Below are 17703 nucleotides of genomic sequence, written 5' to 3' on the forward strand. Positions count from 1 at the left end.
TAGGAAAAGGGGAAAAGGACATGGAGGAAAACAATAATAACTTAGGGAAAAAAGTCGCTATATCAGTAATGTCGGTAGCATTACTAGGAACATCAGGATATCTTGTGTATGACAAAGGCTTTAAAACAGCAGGAAAAGAACCAGTAAAACTAGCAAGTAATACAGAAGAGAAAAAAGATGATCGTATTACAGGGGGCGATTTACAGTCTATGTTCCCAAATTTAGTCGCTGATCCTGCAAAAAAAGATGAAAAACCCGGCGAAAAACCAACTATTAATTTAGCAGACTTAATTGGAAATAATAAATCACCAATTACACCGGTAACGTATAAACCAGATGAAGTATCGGTGGAAAAGAAAGATCCACAAATCAAATTATCGGATGCACCAACTCCACAAAAACTAGATTTACCAACTAATGTGGTTGGACCTGTGGCGGAACCAAGTAAAAATAATGATAATGCTCAAATACCTACATCTACTGTAGAACCGCCAAAAACTAACACCGAAACAGGAGGAACTGGAACAGGAGGAACTGGAACAGAAGGAACTGGAACAGGAGGAACTGGAACAGAAGGAACTGGAACAGAAGGGACTGGAACAGGAGGGACTGGAACAGGAGGGACTGGAACAGGAGGGACTGGAACAGAAGGAACTGGAACAGGAGGAACTGAAACAGAAGGGACTGAAACAGGAGGAACTGGAACAGGAGGAACTGAAACAGAAAAACCAAAACCAGAACCAAAACCAGAACCAGAACAAAAACCGGATCCAACACCAACACACCCAACAATTACAGTATCACCAAAAACGGGTGACATTTTAGTTGAGTGGTACGCTGGAAATGGAAAATATTACTCATCTGTTTTCTTTAATGATTTTTATACGAGTCAAAAAGAACTAGATGAAAATGCATTAAATAATTTAACAAACTACTATAGCAAAAAAGAAGACTGGACGCTCGTTAGCCAATTGAATACACCATCAAAATCAAAATCAATAGCTGAACATAAGTTAGCATTAGATAATGTAGAACAAATTCTTACAAGTGGTGAATATTCAAATGAGAGAGCGCTATTCTATTTACGTAATCAAATGAACGTACTGAATGAATCGGTTACCACTCAAGAAGAGCTACAAAGATATTTAAGTGAAAATAAGAAGGATTATATTAAATCTGTAGCAGAAAAAGTTTATCAAACAGCAACAAAAGAAAAAAGAGAGTGGTCAAATACAGGGGATGTAGCATCTTTAGAACAAGCATTAAGTAAATTTTATTTAGTTACATCAGTATTTGAAAGTGTAGATCCTGCATTAGTAGAAAAAGCGAATCAAGATGTAGAAGAGATTTTCAACAAGTTATTACAAGAAGAATTACAGAACCTTAATATCCAAACATCAGTAGTGCAGTCTACAACTAAAACAAAAGAAAATGCAAGCACGGTAAAAGAAAATACTAGTAGTAATGAAGAAAAAGTAGTTACAGAAGAAAATGAGGCAACAAGTACACTAGCTGAGAAAAACCAAAAAGATGCAAAGACTGAAGGTGCCAAAAATAACGAGAAAACAAGTAATATCGATTCAAGTACTCAAAAAGCACAAGTAAAATCTGAACCATTTAGTCAAGAAATCAATCAAATAGAAACATATTTAAATCCAGCGAATCCACAATATGAAAATGCTTTACTATTAGCAAATCAGTATGTTGATGGGGCAACAGGAGAACAAAAAGAAAAATTAGAGCAGCAATTTAGTGCGGCTGTAGAGGGACTTCGTGGACAAATTAAAGATTCTAATTTCAAAGTCGAAGATGCTATAAATAAAGCGAATTTATTAGCAAATACGGCAAGAGTAGAAAAATCTGTTCAAGATGAATCTCATAAATTATTAATGCCGCTAATGTTTGAAAGAAAAGCAAACGATGCTGCAAATAATGGAGAATATTATACAGCGGTATTAAATATTGCAAATGCAATTCGTACAAAGCACCCATTGGAACGTTCAAGAGAAGAAATGGTTAATTATGCGAATAAATTATGGATAGATACAGAAAATGAATGGAATAAAATAAATGGAACGACAGGATGGCAAAGTGAAGTAGGTAAAACATTATTACCATCATACACATTACTTGCACAGTTAAAAGATATTGATAAAACGATTGGTCAAATTAGTGGTATGAATATGATTGATAATGCATCCAAAAAAATGGAGGGAATTCAGCTTGTGCAATTAGCAGGTGATGAAGCAAATAAAGAAGGACAAACGAGCCTTTATAATGCTTTACATTATTATGGTCAAGCAGCTTCACGCGGTGTTGTTGACAAAACAGGATTTTCTAATGTTGCTGGTCTTGTAATTAAAGAAGCAAAACAGTTAGAAAAAACGCAATATAAATCAGCGTTAAACAACTATCAAATTTTATATAAAACACCAGGTATCGAAGAATTAGGAATTAAAGATGGGGTAAAAGCGGCAATTGAGTATTTGAGTACATTTGAAGCTGCAAAGGTAAGTGGAAATAAAGATACGATTGAAGATTTAGCTTCAGCAATTGAATTAACTTACCACTCTATGAAACTAGGATATCCAGAAGCAGATGCAAAAGAATGGATGAATACGGTAGCTCTAAAAATGTTGAATAAAGGTGCAGGATATATGTCCGCAACTGACACGAATAATGCATATAAATGTTTTGAATTTTTAAGTCGTGATAAATATGCAAATGCTATTAATGGAGAAATAACGAAACAAGCAAAAGAGAATGTAGATACAATTAAATCTATGAACGTTAAAAAATAATTTGCTATAACATTCGCCATCTTACCTTGAGTAAGATGGCGAATTTATTTCACATAAGGAGTGAAGTTCAATGAATTTACTAGAAATTTGTCCATTAGATGAGGCGTTAGTGGAAGCTTTACAGAATGAAGAAAAAAGAGTTCGTTTTTATGAGATATTACAGAAATCAAATTTGTACGTTGTTGCTTCGGTAGAGGGCGATACAACTGTAGATGAAGAAGGAAATTTGATTTCAACTGAAAATACACAATTGCAAATTCATTATTTTGAAATGGAAGAAGGATTAATGTTACCACTGTATTCTGATTTGAAACATTTAGAAATGGTTATTCCAGAAGAATGTCCATATGTCTCTATGAATGCAGTTGAATTATTAAAGACGATAGATTTAGAGGCAAATGTAATATTAAATCCAGGAACAAAATTTCAAAAATTATTTGTAAAGGAAGAAATTGAAGCGATTTGTGATAATAGTATTTTTGATGTTTTTTCTAAAGGGGATAAGTAAAAATTGATGCAGTTCTATTTCTTTTTGGTATAAAATAGAGGAAGGTGGGAGAAGGTTTGGAAATTAAGGTCAAACCTGAACAACTCGAACAAATTGCCAAAAACATATCAGAGATGCAAACACACAGCCAGAACATACAACAAAATCTCACTCAATCTATGTTTAGTATTCAATTGCAATGGCAAGGAGCAACGAGTCAGCATTTTTATGGGGAATATATGAGATCAATGAGACTCATGGAATCTTACATACGTAACTTACAAGTTACAGAAAAAGAATTACGGCGTATCGCTCAAAAGTTTCGTCAAGCAGATGAAGAATATCAAAAGAAACAAAATGAAAAATTGAAAGAAGCCCATAAAAAAGAAAAGAAACATGAAAAATCATGGTGGGAAAAGGGAATAGAAGGAGCAGCTGAATTCATTGGAGTAAATGATGCAATTCGTGCAGTTACCGGTAAAGACCCTATTACAGGAAAAGAATTATCATCAAAAGAAAGACTCATCGCCGCAGGATGGACACTCTTAAACTTTGTTCCTGTTGGAAAAGTGGCAAGTCTTGCTGGAAAAGGAATAAAGTATGTCGCTTCTAGCTTTGGGAAGACGATTGTAAAAGCAGGAAAAAGACTAGGCGAAGGCGTAACAATGGTAGCAGGAAAAGCAGCTGTTGATGGCATAAAAACAGCCAGCCACAAAGTAACAGAAGGTGTAAACTTTGTAGCCTCGACAGCAAAAGGATTTGCCGACAAAATCGGAAGTCTATGGAACAAAGGTGCCACAACCGTAAAAACAACCTTCTTGCAGGGGAATGAAAAGATTCAGCACGCAGTAAAAACATTAATGGATTACAAATGGATCCCAGGCGAGGGAAAAGGCTTCGCCATAGCTGGAGTAGGAAATGTCTCAGGAGGAGGACAGTATTCTCTGAAAGAGGCTTATCAGTATATGGAGAGTAAGGTTGTTAAGGGTACGGGTAATGGTAAGCATTTAAATGATGTACCTAAAATAAAAGAAATTGAAGTGAATTTTAATAGAAATGTAAAACATGATTCAGAAGAGTTTGCGAGACAATTAAAAGACCAAGAAAAAGGTATGAATGAGCTTACAGTGGATGAGTATTTAAAAAATCGTGAAAGATACATAGCACAGGGGCGAGCTATTGAAGGGAATGCTGCTCAACAAGCTGCTAGAGAAGAAGCTTATGTACAAAAGATAAATGAACTACAAAGAGAAGGATTAACGTTATCAAATGCCAAGAAAAAAGCCAAGGAATGGCTAGATACTCAAGCTGCACTTCACAACCCTGACCAGATAGCAGGTGGAAAGGCAGAAATAATAGGAGGTATGGGAGATAAAAGGATTAATTCTTCTATAGGTAGTCAATGGCGGTATAGAATTGATATTGTTGATGAACAAATTAAGGAATTAGCCAAAAACATGACACCAGAACAACTAAAAAGTACTTATTTGAATGTAAAATTAACACATTAGAGGAGGAGTTTAGATGGAACAATATTTAAAAGATTTTAAGTTGCATAATAAAGTTCCGAGTGAAATCATTGAAAAGTATAAACATGTAGTACCTAATGAAATAATAAATTTATGGAGTAATTATGGATTTGGTACATTTATGCAAGGGTATTTTAAAAGTGTAAATCCAGAGGAATTTAAAGAGATTTTGGAGGAGAGTAGTCAAAGATATAAGGATTCAATAGTATTGTTTGCTACGGGTATGGGAGACTTGGTTATTTGGTCAGATGGATATGTTAGATTACTTAATTACAGGTATGGTATAGTAAAGACCATTATGTTTACATTTGAATTTTTCTTTCAAAATATTGCTGATTTAGAATTTAGAGATGAAGATTTATCTTGGCAACCTTATCCTGAAGCGCTTAAACAATATAATGAGTTAGATTACGAGGAGTGTTTTGGTTATACACCTCTATTAGGTTTAGGTGGAGCAGAAAAAGTAGAGAACTTAAAAAAGGTCAAATTAAAGGAACATATTCTTATTATTACTAGTTTTATGGGGGCAGTACAATAAATAAATAGATATTTTATTACTAGGTAAATAGAGATATAGGATTCGTTCAAATGACTTAGACTTACTACTTAATTTATATTCTACAAGCGAATATGATAACGAAACACATTAACACATATATAAATCAATGAAAAACAAAGTTTATGTGAAGTGAATAAAAAAATAATAGGGTGTTTGAAAATACATACTCCATGATGGCTGTACCATCATGGAGTACTGTGTGCAATGATAGAATAGAAAACGAAGTACGAGCTTAGGCGATATGACATTTTACTAGGCGATGAATATAAACACATGGAATGTATTTGAAATTAATGAACTCGTACAAACTCGTAAGTTTTAACATAGTAGTTTTTATGACATACAAAAGGTGTCATACTTTTACTGCAAGATTTACAAATTTATGCTACTTAAAAACATATGAACTTAAAGCGCTTGATTGTCTATGAAAGGCAACAAGTGCTTTTTTCGTCTTAGTATAGAAATAAGATATAATAAGAAAGTTAATATTTTGTTAGATTGATAAAATAAAAAGTAACTGTCGATGGCATAAAAACAGCCAGCCACAAAGTAACAGAAGGTGTAAACTTTGTAGCCTCCACAGCAAAAGGATTTGCCGATAAAATCGGAAACCTATGGAACAAAGGTGCCACAACCGTAAAAACAACCTTCTTGCAGGGGAATGAAAAGATCCAGCACGCAGTAAAAACATTAATGGAGTACAAATGGATCCCAGGCGAGGGAAAAGGTTTCGCCATGGCTGGAGTAGGAAAGGTCTCAGGAGGAGGACAGTATTCTCTGAAAGAGGCTTATCAGTATATGGAGAGTAAGGTTGTTAAGGGTACGGGTAATAGAGAGGTTGATATTCCGCCAGCCTTCAAGCAAGAAGAATTTGCTAGTGCATATGAATCAAGATTTAAGCAAACACCCGCAGAAACGAATTCAAAGGTCGTTTTTGAAGGGGATAGAGGTGAGTCTTTATGTATCCTAAAACCACCACCAGATCCTACGTTACAGAAAATCTTAAATGAAGCTGGTATTAATGGAATTGAGTATAAAAATGGAGTTCCTGATTTTTCACCTGTAGCAAAAGCACAAATTGAGATTGATTATATGTTAGGTGGAAAAGGGGCTAAAGGAAATGCTGCTAGAGGTTATAATTTTGAGCAAGCAAATGAAAGATTGGCAAGTCAACTTAATAATTCACCAGAATTGGCACACCAATTTGGAATGGAATCTGGTGGAATTACAGCAAAAGACATAGAAAAATATCGAGTGAAAAATAAATTAACATGGCATGAGTTAAATGATGGAGTTACTATGCAACTTGTGCCAACAGAAATAAACGCCAAATTTGGACACCTTGGCGGAGTTGGTGAGATAAACGCAGGAGCCTTTGAGCCTGGAGGGTTTGCAAATAAATAATAAGGAGATCTTAAAATGACAATAAATGATAAAGTTTTTGGAGAACTTGATTACCAATATAAATGGGTAGGATACAGAACCATAAAGTTTTTGGGAAAGGACACAGAGATAGCATTATTAGTAGGAGGTACAGAAGATGGAGATTTTGATGAAGGGCAATATGTGGCATATAATTCATTAATGGATAATTGGGAAAAAATCCAACATAGCATATTACAACCAATTTTAGATTATTATAAAGAAAAAAGGCATGAGCTTGGTTATGATGTTGCATTTAATGAAGACTATCCATTAATTGAAACAGTTGATCAATTAATAGAACATATAACATTAGTAGGTATTTCTGTTCCATATGATTTCCTTCGCGATGGACGTGATATAGGAGTCTCATTTGATTGTTCATGGGATGAGGAAAATGGTTTAGGAATTCGTCTTATAAATGAAAAGGTAGATGAAGTAGGTTATCAAGATGTCGCTATTTAAAATAGGCTGTTAAAAAGTAAAGACCTCATGATGGTTGTACCATCATGGAGTACTGTGTACAATGATAGAATAGAGAATAAAGTACGAGCTTAGGCGAGATGACATTTTAATGGGGGATGAATATAAACACATGGAATGTATATGAAACTAACGAACTCGTACAAACTCGTAAGTTTTAATATAGTATTCGTCATGATGTACAAAAGGTGTCATACTGTTACTACAAAACTTACAAATTTACGCAATTTAAAAACATGTGAACTTAAAGCACTTGATTGTCAATTAAAGGCAACAAGTGCTTTGTTGCGTTTTAGCGTAGAAATTTAACAGAGCAATATAATTCTATAAGTGCATTAAGTGTTAAATTTTTATTGTTGTTTTATAGATTGTAACGGCTATCTACAGTGTATGACGATAGTAGAGGAAAAACTAAAGGGTTGTATTATTTCTTGAAATCATCGTAAAGTACGTTTTAACGGGTGATGTAAGAATACATATAATAAGAGGTGGAGTTATGTCTACTACAACGGTAAATAACGCTATTCAACAAAGGGAGTCATCACAACAACAAGATGACGATGATCAAGAAGAAGGTACTGATGACGAAGGATAATGAAAAATAAAAAAGGATTTCTCATTAAATTTTAATAGATACCTTGACAGTTACAAATATAACCGATATACTTCATATTAATTTCAAAAGAAAATATATTCTAAATATTAAAATGTGTTGAATAGGAGTAGTAAGGTCGTATATTTGTACAGAGAGCTATGGGTTGGTGTGACATAGTCAAATGACATCCTGAACTCGCCTAGGAGCAGTAAGGTGGAACGGAATCACATTCTTAGTAAATCTTAACGGTTAACCTTCGATATTAGGTTTGTAATCAAACGATTACTACTAAGGTGGATTCATAATGGAATCAATAAGAGTGGTACCGCGTTAAGCAAATGGCTTAGCGTCTCTTTATATAGAGACGTTGGGCCATTTTTTATTTTATAGAAATAGAAATGGAGGGTTTATTTGAATTGGTCTATAAAATTTGTTTATTTATATAAAAAGATTTAATTAGGAGGAAAATGAAATGAAACAAACGGAGCAATGGACTTCGAAATTAGGTTTTATAATGGCAGCAGCAGGATCAGCAATTGGACTAGGTGCAATATGGAAGTTTCCTTATATCGCTGGCAAGAGCGGGGGAGGAGCGTTCTTTTTAATTTTTATATTATTTACAGTATTAATTGGACTACCACTACTTATAGCTGAATTTATGATTGGACGCAGTACACAGAAACAAGCGGTTGGAGCATTTAAAAGTATTGCACCAAATACAGGGTGGCACTGGATTGGACGCCTTGGCGTCGGAACGTGTTTTATATTACTTTCGTTTTATAGTGTTGTAGGTGGATGGGTGTTAATTTATTTATTCAGGGGAGTAACGGGACAACTTATTACTCCGGGACAAAATTACGGAGCATTATTTACTGAAACAATTGGAAATCCGACTTGGGCGATTATGGGACATTTCGCTTTTATGTTCATTACTATATGGGTTGTATCAAAGGGGGTACAAAACGGAATTGAAAAAGCAAGTAAATATATGTTGCCAGCATTGTTCGTTTTATTTGTCGCTCTTATTATTCGTTCGTTAACACTTGATGATGCAATGAAAGGTGTGAAGTTTTTCTTACAACCGGACTTCTCAAAGGTTACTTCGGAAAGTATTTTGTTCGCAATGGGGCAATCATTCTTTGCGATTAGTATCGGGATTTCAATTATGGTTACGTATAGTTCCTATTTAAATAAAAAAGAAAGTTTACCAAAATCAGCAATAACAATTGTTGGATTGAATTTATTTGTTTCATTATTTGCAGGACTTGCAATTTTTCCGGCCGTATTTTCATTAGGAATGGAGCCAACAGAAGGGCCTGGATTACTATTTATCGTATTACCATCAGTATTTAGTCAAATTCCATTTGGTGCGGCTTTCTTAACAGTATTTCTTGCACTATTTACATTTGCGACATTAACATCAGCATTTTCACTATTAGAGACAGTTGTTTCAGCAGTGACAAATGGTGAACAGGAAAGAAGAACGAAATTATCATGGATGATCGGTTTCGGCATTTTCTTAGTAGGTATACCATCAGCGTTATCATTTGGAGTATGGAGTGATATTACGATTTTCGGAAAGAATATTTTTGATGCAGTAGACTTCTTATCTAGTAATATATTAATGCCACTTGGTGCACTATTTATTAGTATTTTCGTTTCATTCAAAATGGAAAAGAAGGTGCTAGAAGCAGAGTTTTTTGTAGGTGGAAATTATGGAAAGAAAGTATTTACTTGTTGGGCGTTTTTACTTCGATTTATAGCACCGCTTGCAATCATCATCGTCTTTTTAAATGTAATAGGGATTATTTAAGGTGAAGTGTTATAATATTCAGTAAAAAAAGAAGGTGATGATCATAAAGGCGAATTTGATAGAAGCAGGGAAATACATGCATATTAGAGGCAAAAAGCTATACGTTGAAACGCATGGAAACCCTAAAAATAAACCAGTTCTATACTTACATGGTGGACCGGGAGAAAGTTGCTATGATTTTTCATTTCATCAAGCGGAACGTTTAAAAGATTCTTTATATGTAATTATGATAGATCAAAGGGGTGTTTGTCGCTCAGAAGAAATTACTGAAGACGAAGCTTTTGGATTAAATGATTTGATTGAAGACTGTGAGGAATTAAGAAAATCATTACAAATTGAAAAGTGGTCTATAATCGGACATTCTTTCGGTGGATATGTAGCATTGTTATATGCATCGATATATCCAAGTTCAATAGAGAAAATCATATTTGAAGGTCCAACTTTCGATTTTGCATTAACAAGTAAATCTTTATTACAAAAGACAGGTAACTTATTAAAAAAGTATGGAAAAGAAGAAGTAGCAAAAGCGTGTTTATTTTATTCATCTAGCAATGCTTGTTCAGAAGAGTTGTTAGAAGCTTATATAAGATTAAGTGATAAATTAGAAGAAAAAAGAATGGAACTTTACAATTATAAGGAAGATGTGACAGACGAGAGTTTATATAGTGATGAAGAGTGGGAAGAATTTTCAAATCGCTCCAAGATTCATTTTGATAAATTAAAATTAGAAGGAGCATTTCATACTTCATTATTACGAAAAATAAAAGATGTACAAAATCCAATGTTATTAATTGTAGGAAAACATGATGTAGTAACGTGTGAAAAACAAATTGAAATATTTAATAAAGATGCCCGAAACGGCAAGTATATCGTATTTGAAGAGAGCGGTCATTCACCTCATTATGAGGAAGCAGATAGATTTGCAGAAACAGTCATACATTTTTTGAAATGAAGAAAAGGGTGCTTCTCTAAATAAGAAGCATCCTTTCTAAATTTCTGGATATGTGATTGTAATGCTAGGCCACTTACTTTGCCAATTCTTTTTTATAACTCTGTTTTTGTACATATGTAATCTTTCTTTTGATTCAAGAAAATGAGCTGTTGGTCTCACTTGTAAGGAAAGAACATCTTCAATACCGCACGGAGCTGTTAATATAACATTGTTTTTTTCGTCTAATGTAACCCCTAAAGCCGTTGCTGTTTCAGGAAATTTAGAAATAGCATCAACAGAAGAAGAGTACGGTAGCATATTATTCACTACATGCATACGAGCTTGATTTTTTACTGACCAAGGTATAGAGGCAGCCAAATTTATTAGTTTCTTTTCTAATAATTGTTCGTATATCTCATCTTTACGAAAAGGGTCAAAATAAATGACATCAACGTCTGGTGTAGTTGTTCTTATTTCGTAGTTATGTAAAGTATCCCAAATTTTAGAACGAACAAACCCGGCGCAAATCCACCAATCAGGTAGCTCAAGTGATTTTGCTAATTGTAATACGTTCATCATCCATTCGTCGTTTTCTATTAAGCGAATGATATGTTGCTCTGTTTGTATATTCATTGATACATTCACCTTTCTAGTAAATTAATGTATTAGTTCAATAATCCATAAAATCCAGTAAGCGCCTGGTACAAATAGTAGTTGTGCTAATAATGTACCGAAAAGTCTAGAAATCATTAGCCAACCGTACATTTTACTCATAGACTCAGCACCATTCTCTGATTGTAAAGCACGTTCTGTTAAAAGAGCGATGCGTGGATCGAGTAGTACGGTTAATAAAATTGTAGCAAAACCATTTACAAGACCAGAAGCTGTACTTGCGTTTGTTGCATAATCTGGATTTAGAAATGAAGCGTAAAGAGCAGAAAGAACACCAGCTGTATAAATAGCAGTAGCAAACATGTTAATAAGCATAATACGTTTTGGAATACCACCGATACGCAACCTATGAATCATTTCGACCTTTGGAAACCGTACATATTTTTGTGTGTACTTTAATTTTTGAATGTTATTCGTCTTCATCATTCGAATGAATGAACCATCTGTTTCAAAATTTTGAATGACGTATCCAAATAGTTTTGTCAAAGTTGGATATAGTATAATCGCAAGCAACGTACCAATAGAAGCCGATAATAGAACGAGTCGCATAATATTCTCTAAATCAATAGAAGAATCTAGTTTTGCTTCATCGACAATACCACCGATTAAAAAGGCTTGTAGTAAGTTAGAAGTTCTAGAAATAAGCAGTACCATTCCTACGACGGATAAAGCAACGGCAATCTTTTTTAAACGTACACCAGCTAATCGAATACTATAAGAGCTAGTTTCAACCGCATGGATAATAATTGTGAAAGCCATTATAAAAATTAACGTAATTGACATTTGTTTCACCAGTTTCTATTAAAATAGTTGTAACTTTTTCACTTTACCATATGTATCTTTTTTTGTAACTGAAAGTATGTGACATAGGAAAAGTAATTTTTCAGAAAAAAAGATAATGATAGTATTATAATAAAAGAGGTAATAGGAAAGAAAAGCTGTTATAGGTTACTTATAAAGTAAAATGAGTGGGGGATTAAAACATGTACACAACATATGTATTTGATTTAGATGGAACATTGACGGATCCGAAAGAAGGTATTGTAAATTCAGTATTGTATGCATTAAAAAAGGTTGGCATTGAAGAATTACATATAAGCGAGTTAGATTCATTTATTGGTCCACCCATACAGCAATCATTCGTAGAGAGATATAATATGAATGAAGGAGAAGTTGAACGAGCTGTTTTTTATTTCAGAGAGTATGTAAAGCAACGAGGATTGTTGGAGAATAATGTTTACGAGGGTATTCCAAATCTTTTAAAACAATTAAAAGATACAGGCAATCGTTTGTTTATAGCTACTTCAAAACCTACTGTATTTGCAAAACAAGTACTAGATCATTTTCAACTAACAGATTATTTTGAAGATATCGTTGGAAGTAATTTAGATGGTACAAGAATAAAGAAAGAAGAGATCATTGCTCATATTTTACAAACAAATGAAGAACTTAATAAAGAAGAACTTGTTATGATTGGAGATAGAAAGCACGATATAATCGGTGCGAATCAGAATGGAATTGCATCAATCGGCGTTTTATATGGCTATGGTAGTGAAACAGAATTGACCGAAGTTGGTGCGACTCATATAGTAAATGATGTAAAAGAATTACATTATTTTTGTGTAGAAAATAGTTTGGTAAAGAAGTAAATATAGAGACTAAAAATCCCTCTATAACAGATGACGATGAATTCGTTTATGTTTAAAGGGATTTTTCATATGTAATCGAATACTTATAATTAGACATTTTTAGCATGAAAAATTTGTATGAATTAGAGGAGGGATTTCAGAAATAAAAGATTAGAATAAATTTATCAATAAAATTTAGAATTTTCAGTTTAATGGAGGGGTATACTTGGAGCTAGTTATTATATTATTAGCACTTAGTTTATTAATGTTTGTAGCGTATAAAGGATTTTCTGTTATTTTATTTGCACCGATATTTGCATTATTTGCGGTATTTTTGACAGAGCCTAGTTTTGTATTACCTTTCTTTTCGAATATTTTTATGGAGAAAATGGTAGGTTTTATTAAACTATATTTTCCTGTATTTTTACTCGGGGCAATATTTGGGAAAGTAGTAGAAATGTCAGGGATTGCGGACTCAATTGCAAAGACAATTATAGAGTTAGTTGGTGAAAAACGTACAATATTAGCAATTGTATTAATGGGTGCTATTTTAACGTATAGTGGTGTTAGTGTGTATGTAGTAGTGTTTGCCGTATATCCGTTCGCAGCTAAGTTGTTTCGACAAGCGAATATTCCAAAACGTTTAATTCCTGGAACAATCGTTCTTGGAGCGGTCACGTTTACGATGGATGCGCTACCTGGATCACCACAAATTCAAAACGTAATACCTACAACGTTTTTTAAAACAGACATTTATGCTGCGCCGATACTTGGTATTGTAGGGGCAATTTTTGTACTTACGTTAGGTTTACTATATTTAGAGAGTAGACGTAAGAAGGCGAAAGCAGCTGGAGAAGGATATTTTGGTTTTAACGATGGGAATACGGAAATGGCAGCTTCTTTACAAGCAGAACAAAAAGATATGCAGCTGGTTAAAAATATTGAAATTACAAGAGCGCAGCAAGTAATTGCTTTTATACCACTTATTTTAGTAGGTGTAATGAATAAAGTTTTTACTATTATGATACCGAAGTGGTATCCGAATGGTTTTGATTTTTCAGCAATTGGTATGAAAGCATTTGGAAAAGTAGAATTAAGTGCAGTAGTTGGAATTTGGTCAGTAGAATTAGCACTTATCATAGGTATAGTAACAACGTTATTATTATATTGGAAACGAGTAGTAACAGGATTCCAAGCTGGATTGAATACAAGTATTGGTGGAGCGCTACTTGCAACAATGAATACAGGAGCTGAGTTTGGATTCGGTGGTGTTATCGCAGCACTTCCAGGTTTTGCGATTATGAGAGATGGCATTTCTGCCACATTCACAAATCCTCTCGTGAACGGAGCAGTCACGACGAATATTTTAGCTGGCATTACAGGTTCTGCATCAGGAGGAATGGGAATCGTTTTAAGTGCAATGGGTGATAAGTTTATTGCAGCAGCTAATCAATTTGATATTCCGTTAGAAGTAATGCATCGTATCGTATCAATGGCATCAGGAGGAATGGATACATTACCACATAACGGAGCTATCATTACTATTCTTACAGTCACTGGGTTAACACATAAACAATCTTATAAAGATATATTTGCTATTACAGTTTTGAAAACGCTTGCTGTATTTTTAGTTATCGCGTTCTATACTTTAACAGGAATTTATTAAATAGATATTTTATAGACGAAAATATTAATTAGGGAAAGAAGAGGTGGAGTACTTGCAAGAAGTTGCTGAATTTCGTATGCCGAAGTCTGTATTATATGGAAGAAATTCGCTTGAAAAACTGGGGGAACAATCCAAGAAGTTTGGAAAAAGAGCTTTTATAGTAACTGATACAATTATGGAGAATTTAGGATATGTTGAGAGTTGTATACAACAATTAAATACAAAAGGTATTACCGTTATTACATATAATAAAGTAAATGCTGAGCCTACAAATATACACGTGTTAGAGGCGTTAACTATTTGTAAAGAAGAAAAGTGTGATTTTATTATTGGTCTTGGTGGTGGAAGTTGTATTGATGCAGCAAAAGCAGTTGCGGTGTTATATACAAATGGCGGAGAAGTAGAAGATTATGTCCAAAAGGATATGGAAATAGACAATAATCCGCTACCGCTCATTGCAATTCCAACAACTTCGGGTACTGGGTCAGAAGTAACAAGTGTAGCAGTAATTACGAATAAACGAACAGATGTAAAAATGATGATGAAGCATCCGAGTTTTACCCCGCAAGTAGCGATTATTGATCCGATTTTAACACGTTCTGTACCACCTCATATTACAGCAGCAACAGGGATAGATGCATTATGTCATGCAGTCGAAGCATATATTTCTAAAGTTTCACAATCACTTACAGATGTACTCGCTCTTTCCGCTATTGAAAGTATTATGAAATATTTACGTATTGCATATGAAGATGGAGAGAATATGGAGGCAAGAGAAGCGATGATGATTGCTTCCTTACAAGCTGGAATTGCATTTTCAATTGCATCTGTTACGTTAGTTCATGGAATGTCGAGGCCAGTTGGGGCATTATTTCATGTACCACACGGTATATCAAATGCAATACTATTACCTACAGTTTTAGAATATACAAAAGGTAGTGCGGTAAAAAGATTAGCGGAAATTGGCCGCTGTTTAAATAAAGATATGTATTCTTATTGTGATGAAGAAGTAGCCGACTACACGCTGATGGAAATAAAAAAACTTTGTTTTGATCTTCGTATTCCAAATTTAAAAGAATACGGAATTGGTGAGGTTGAATTTGAAAAAGCTGTTTCTAAAATGGCGTCAGATGCAATTGAAAGTGGAAGTCCAGCAAATAACCCACGTGTGCCATCATATGATGAAATTAAACAGTTGTATCGAGAATGTTTTCATTATCGATATGAAGATTCTATAAAAACATTAGGTGATTAATTTCAGAATATTCTTATAAAATTCCCTTGGAAATAGTTAAAGCAAGACTTTATATTTCAAACGTAAAGTCTTGTTTTATTATGTATAATATACATAATAAAATGTCGTAATTATCTTGAATAAATAGTATAAGGTGGGTGTGGGTTTAATGAAAACGATAGGTCTTATTGGTGGTATGAGTTGGGAATCAACTGCTGAATATTATCGAATCATAAATGAAGAAATAAAAAGTAGATTAGGTGGGTTACATTCAGCTAAATGTTTAATTAATAGTGTAGACTTTGAAGAGATTGAAGGATTCCAGTCTAGCGGTGATTGGGATAGTGCAGGAGAAATTCTAGGGAATGCAGCATATTCATTACAAATGGGAGGCGCAGACTTTATTATTATTTGCACAAATACAATGCATAAAGTAATTGAGAAAATAAAGAAGAATATTCATATTCCAGTTTTACATATCGCAGATGCAACTGCGAAAGAAATGAAAAGAAAAGGTATTCAAACTGTTGGTTTACTTGGAACAAAATATACAATGGAGCAAGATTTCTATAAATCACGTATTAAAGAGAATGATATAAAAGTCATAGTGCCATTAGAAAAAAATAGAGAAAAAATAAACAAAGTCATATATACAGAATTATGTTTAGGAAAAATCGTATCTCAATCCAGAGAGTATTATAAAACAGTTATAGAAGATTTAGTGCAAAAAGGCGCACAGGGTATCATTTTAGGATGTACAGAAATAGGATTATTAATAAAGCAGGAAGACGTATCCATTCCAATATTCGATACGACTTATATACATGCAGTTGAAGCAGTTAATTTCGCCGTAGGAAATAGATTATAATTATATTATGTAACCTAATTTGTATATGTGGAAAACATTCAGAAAATATTTTATAATGTAAGTGGTTACATGTAAGGGGGAATGCGTATGTTTTCAGTTCAACCAATCGCATTTGTACATAATGAAAGAAAGGAAATAAAAGACGATGAGTGGGGAGAAGTAAAATCCTATATTACTTTAACGGAAATGTATACAGAAAAAAGTATACAAGGGATTGAAGATTTTTCTCATATTGAAGTAGTTTTTTATTTTCACAAAGTAACTGATGAACAAATTCAATATGTTGCTAGACATCCTAGAAATAATCATGATTATCCTAAAGTAGGGATTTTTGCACAGCGCGGGAAAAATCGTCCGAATCGCATAGGAGCAACAATTGTAAAGGTAATGAAAAGAGAAGGTAAATCAATTATTGTTGAGGGGTTAGATGCTATTGATGGCACCCCTATATTGGATATAAAGCCAATAATGAAAGAGTTTATGCCGAGAGAAGAAATTGTACAGCCTAAATGGGCAACGGATATAATGAAACAGTATTGGAAGGGGAATGGAGTAAAATGAGAATATATGAGGCAACAATTGCAGATTTAGATGGACTAGCATCAGTTTTTAATAACTATCGTATGTTTTATAGACAAGATTCCGATTTAGAAGGAGCAAAAGTATTTTTACGAAATCGAATCGAGAAAAAAGAATCAGTTATTTTCGTGGCAGTTGAAGACGGGGAATATATTGGATTCACACAATTGTATCCATCATTTTCTTCTATTTCGATGAAAGAATTATGGATTTTAAATGATTTATTTGTACAAGCTACTAAGCGCGGGGCAGGAACAGGAAAAAAATTATTAGAAGCTGCGAAAGGATTCGCCTTAGAAAATGGTGCAAAAGGTGTAAAATTACAAACAGAGATTGATAATTTATCAGCACAGCGATTATACGCTGAAAATGGATATTTGAGAGATAATCGTTATTTCCATTATGAATTAACGTTTTAAATAATATTAGATGAAAA

The 17703-nt window shown here is 33.7% G+C and carries 16 protein-coding genes, 1 pseudogene and 1 other annotated feature; of the genes and pseudogenes, 15 read left to right on the forward strand and 2 right to left on the reverse strand.

All coding sequences use genetic code 11. From position 1 onward, the window contains the following. Positions 1-20 precede the first annotated feature (20 nt). The 9 genes and pseudogenes from BGI23_RS10650 (at position 21) to BGI23_RS10690 (ending at position 10641) form a co-directional block, all read left to right on the forward strand. Positions 21-2801: a hypothetical protein gene (locus BGI23_RS10650; protein WP_172801681.1), complete on the forward strand. Its 2781-nt coding sequence runs from the start codon at positions 21-23 to the stop codon at positions 2799-2801. Between the two features lie 70 nt (positions 2802-2871). Continuing rightward, on the forward strand, positions 2872-3309 hold the full coding sequence (locus tag BGI23_RS10655; RefSeq protein WP_001050360.1) for an SseB family protein: 438 nt from the start codon (positions 2872-2874) through the stop codon (positions 3307-3309). Between the two features lie 56 nt (positions 3310-3365). Beyond that, on the forward strand, positions 3366-4799 hold the full coding sequence (locus BGI23_RS27295) for a WXG100 family type VII secretion target (protein WP_157441030.1): 1434 nt from the start codon (positions 3366-3368) through the stop codon (positions 4797-4799). 13 nt (positions 4800-4812) lie between these two features. Beyond that, positions 4813-5355, forward strand: coding sequence for a T6SS immunity protein Tdi1 domain-containing protein (locus BGI23_RS10665; RefSeq protein WP_000438858.1), 543 nt, complete (start codon positions 4813-4815; stop codon positions 5353-5355). Between the two features lie 819 nt (positions 5356-6174). Beyond that, positions 6175-6780, forward strand: coding sequence for an HNH endonuclease (locus BGI23_RS28545; protein WP_044792554.1), 606 nt, complete (start codon positions 6175-6177; stop codon positions 6778-6780). A 15-nt stretch (positions 6781-6795) separates the two neighbouring features. Beyond that, the gene (locus tag BGI23_RS10680) at positions 6796-7263 is read left to right on the forward strand and encodes a DUF6985 domain-containing protein (RefSeq protein ID WP_044792549.1); all 468 of its coding nucleotides are present in this window, start codon (positions 6796-6798) and stop codon (positions 7261-7263) included. A gap of 472 nt (positions 7264-7735) precedes the next feature. After that, positions 7736-7876, forward strand: a pseudogene (locus BGI23_RS29055) (PepSY domain-containing protein); the annotation flags it as partial. 108 nt (positions 7877-7984) lie between these two features. Continuing rightward, positions 7985-8233: a binding site (T-box leader), on the forward strand. Positions 8234-8348: 115 nt separating this feature from the next. After that, positions 8349-9689 (forward strand): sodium-dependent transporter, encoded by a 1341-nt coding sequence (locus BGI23_RS10685; RefSeq protein ID WP_070805905.1) that lies wholly within the window; start codon positions 8349-8351, stop codon positions 9687-9689. A 37-nt stretch (positions 9690-9726) separates the two neighbouring features. Further along, positions 9727-10641: an alpha/beta fold hydrolase gene (locus BGI23_RS10690; protein WP_083322705.1), complete on the forward strand. Its 915-nt coding sequence runs from the start codon at positions 9727-9729 to the stop codon at positions 10639-10641. A gap of 36 nt (positions 10642-10677) precedes the next feature. Here BGI23_RS10690 and BGI23_RS10695 read toward each other — a convergent pair whose 3' ends face one another. Both BGI23_RS10695 and BGI23_RS10700 read right to left on the reverse strand, forming a co-directional pair. Continuing rightward, on the reverse strand, positions 10678-11253 hold the full coding sequence (locus BGI23_RS10695) for a nucleotidyltransferase family protein (RefSeq protein ID WP_070805906.1): 576 nt from the start codon (positions 11251-11253) through the stop codon (positions 10678-10680). A gap of 24 nt (positions 11254-11277) precedes the next feature. Then, complete coding sequence (locus BGI23_RS10700; protein ID WP_070805907.1) at positions 11278-12075, reverse strand: lipid II flippase Amj family protein; 798 nt, start codon at positions 12073-12075, stop codon at positions 11278-11280. A gap of 200 nt (positions 12076-12275) precedes the next feature. Here BGI23_RS10700 and BGI23_RS10705 point away from each other — a divergent pair, with 200 nt between their 5' ends. From BGI23_RS10705 to BGI23_RS10730, 6 genes are all read left to right on the forward strand, one after another. After that, on the forward strand, positions 12276-12941 hold the full coding sequence (locus BGI23_RS10705) for an HAD family hydrolase (RefSeq protein WP_070805908.1): 666 nt from the start codon (positions 12276-12278) through the stop codon (positions 12939-12941). 205 nt (positions 12942-13146) lie between these two features. Next, the gene (locus BGI23_RS10710) at positions 13147-14586 is read left to right on the forward strand and encodes a GntP family permease (protein ID WP_070805909.1); all 1440 of its coding nucleotides are present in this window, start codon (positions 13147-13149) and stop codon (positions 14584-14586) included. Between the two features lie 52 nt (positions 14587-14638). Beyond that, the gene (eutG, locus tag BGI23_RS10715; protein WP_070805910.1) at positions 14639-15841 is read left to right on the forward strand and encodes an alcohol dehydrogenase EutG; all 1203 of its coding nucleotides are present in this window, start codon (positions 14639-14641) and stop codon (positions 15839-15841) included. 148 nt (positions 15842-15989) lie between these two features. Continuing rightward, positions 15990-16688, forward strand: a complete 699-nt coding sequence (locus BGI23_RS10720) for an aspartate/glutamate racemase family protein (protein ID WP_070805911.1) — start codon at positions 15990-15992, stop codon at positions 16686-16688. A gap of 87 nt (positions 16689-16775) precedes the next feature. Beyond that, a complete protein-coding gene (locus BGI23_RS10725; RefSeq protein WP_070805912.1) occupies positions 16776-17249 on the forward strand; it encodes an SAM-dependent methyltransferase in 474 nt (157 codons plus the stop codon). Beyond that, a complete protein-coding gene (locus tag BGI23_RS10730; RefSeq protein ID WP_046197531.1) occupies positions 17246-17686 on the forward strand; it encodes a GNAT family N-acetyltransferase in 441 nt (146 codons plus the stop codon). The genes BGI23_RS10725 and BGI23_RS10730 overlap by 4 nt, the downstream gene beginning before the upstream one ends. Positions 17687-17703: the final 17 nt, after the last annotated feature.

Source organism: Bacillus sp. ABP14 (assembly GCF_001831375.1).
GTDB classification, from domain to species: Bacteria; Bacillota; Bacilli; order Bacillales; family Bacillaceae_G; genus Bacillus_A; species Bacillus_A paranthracis.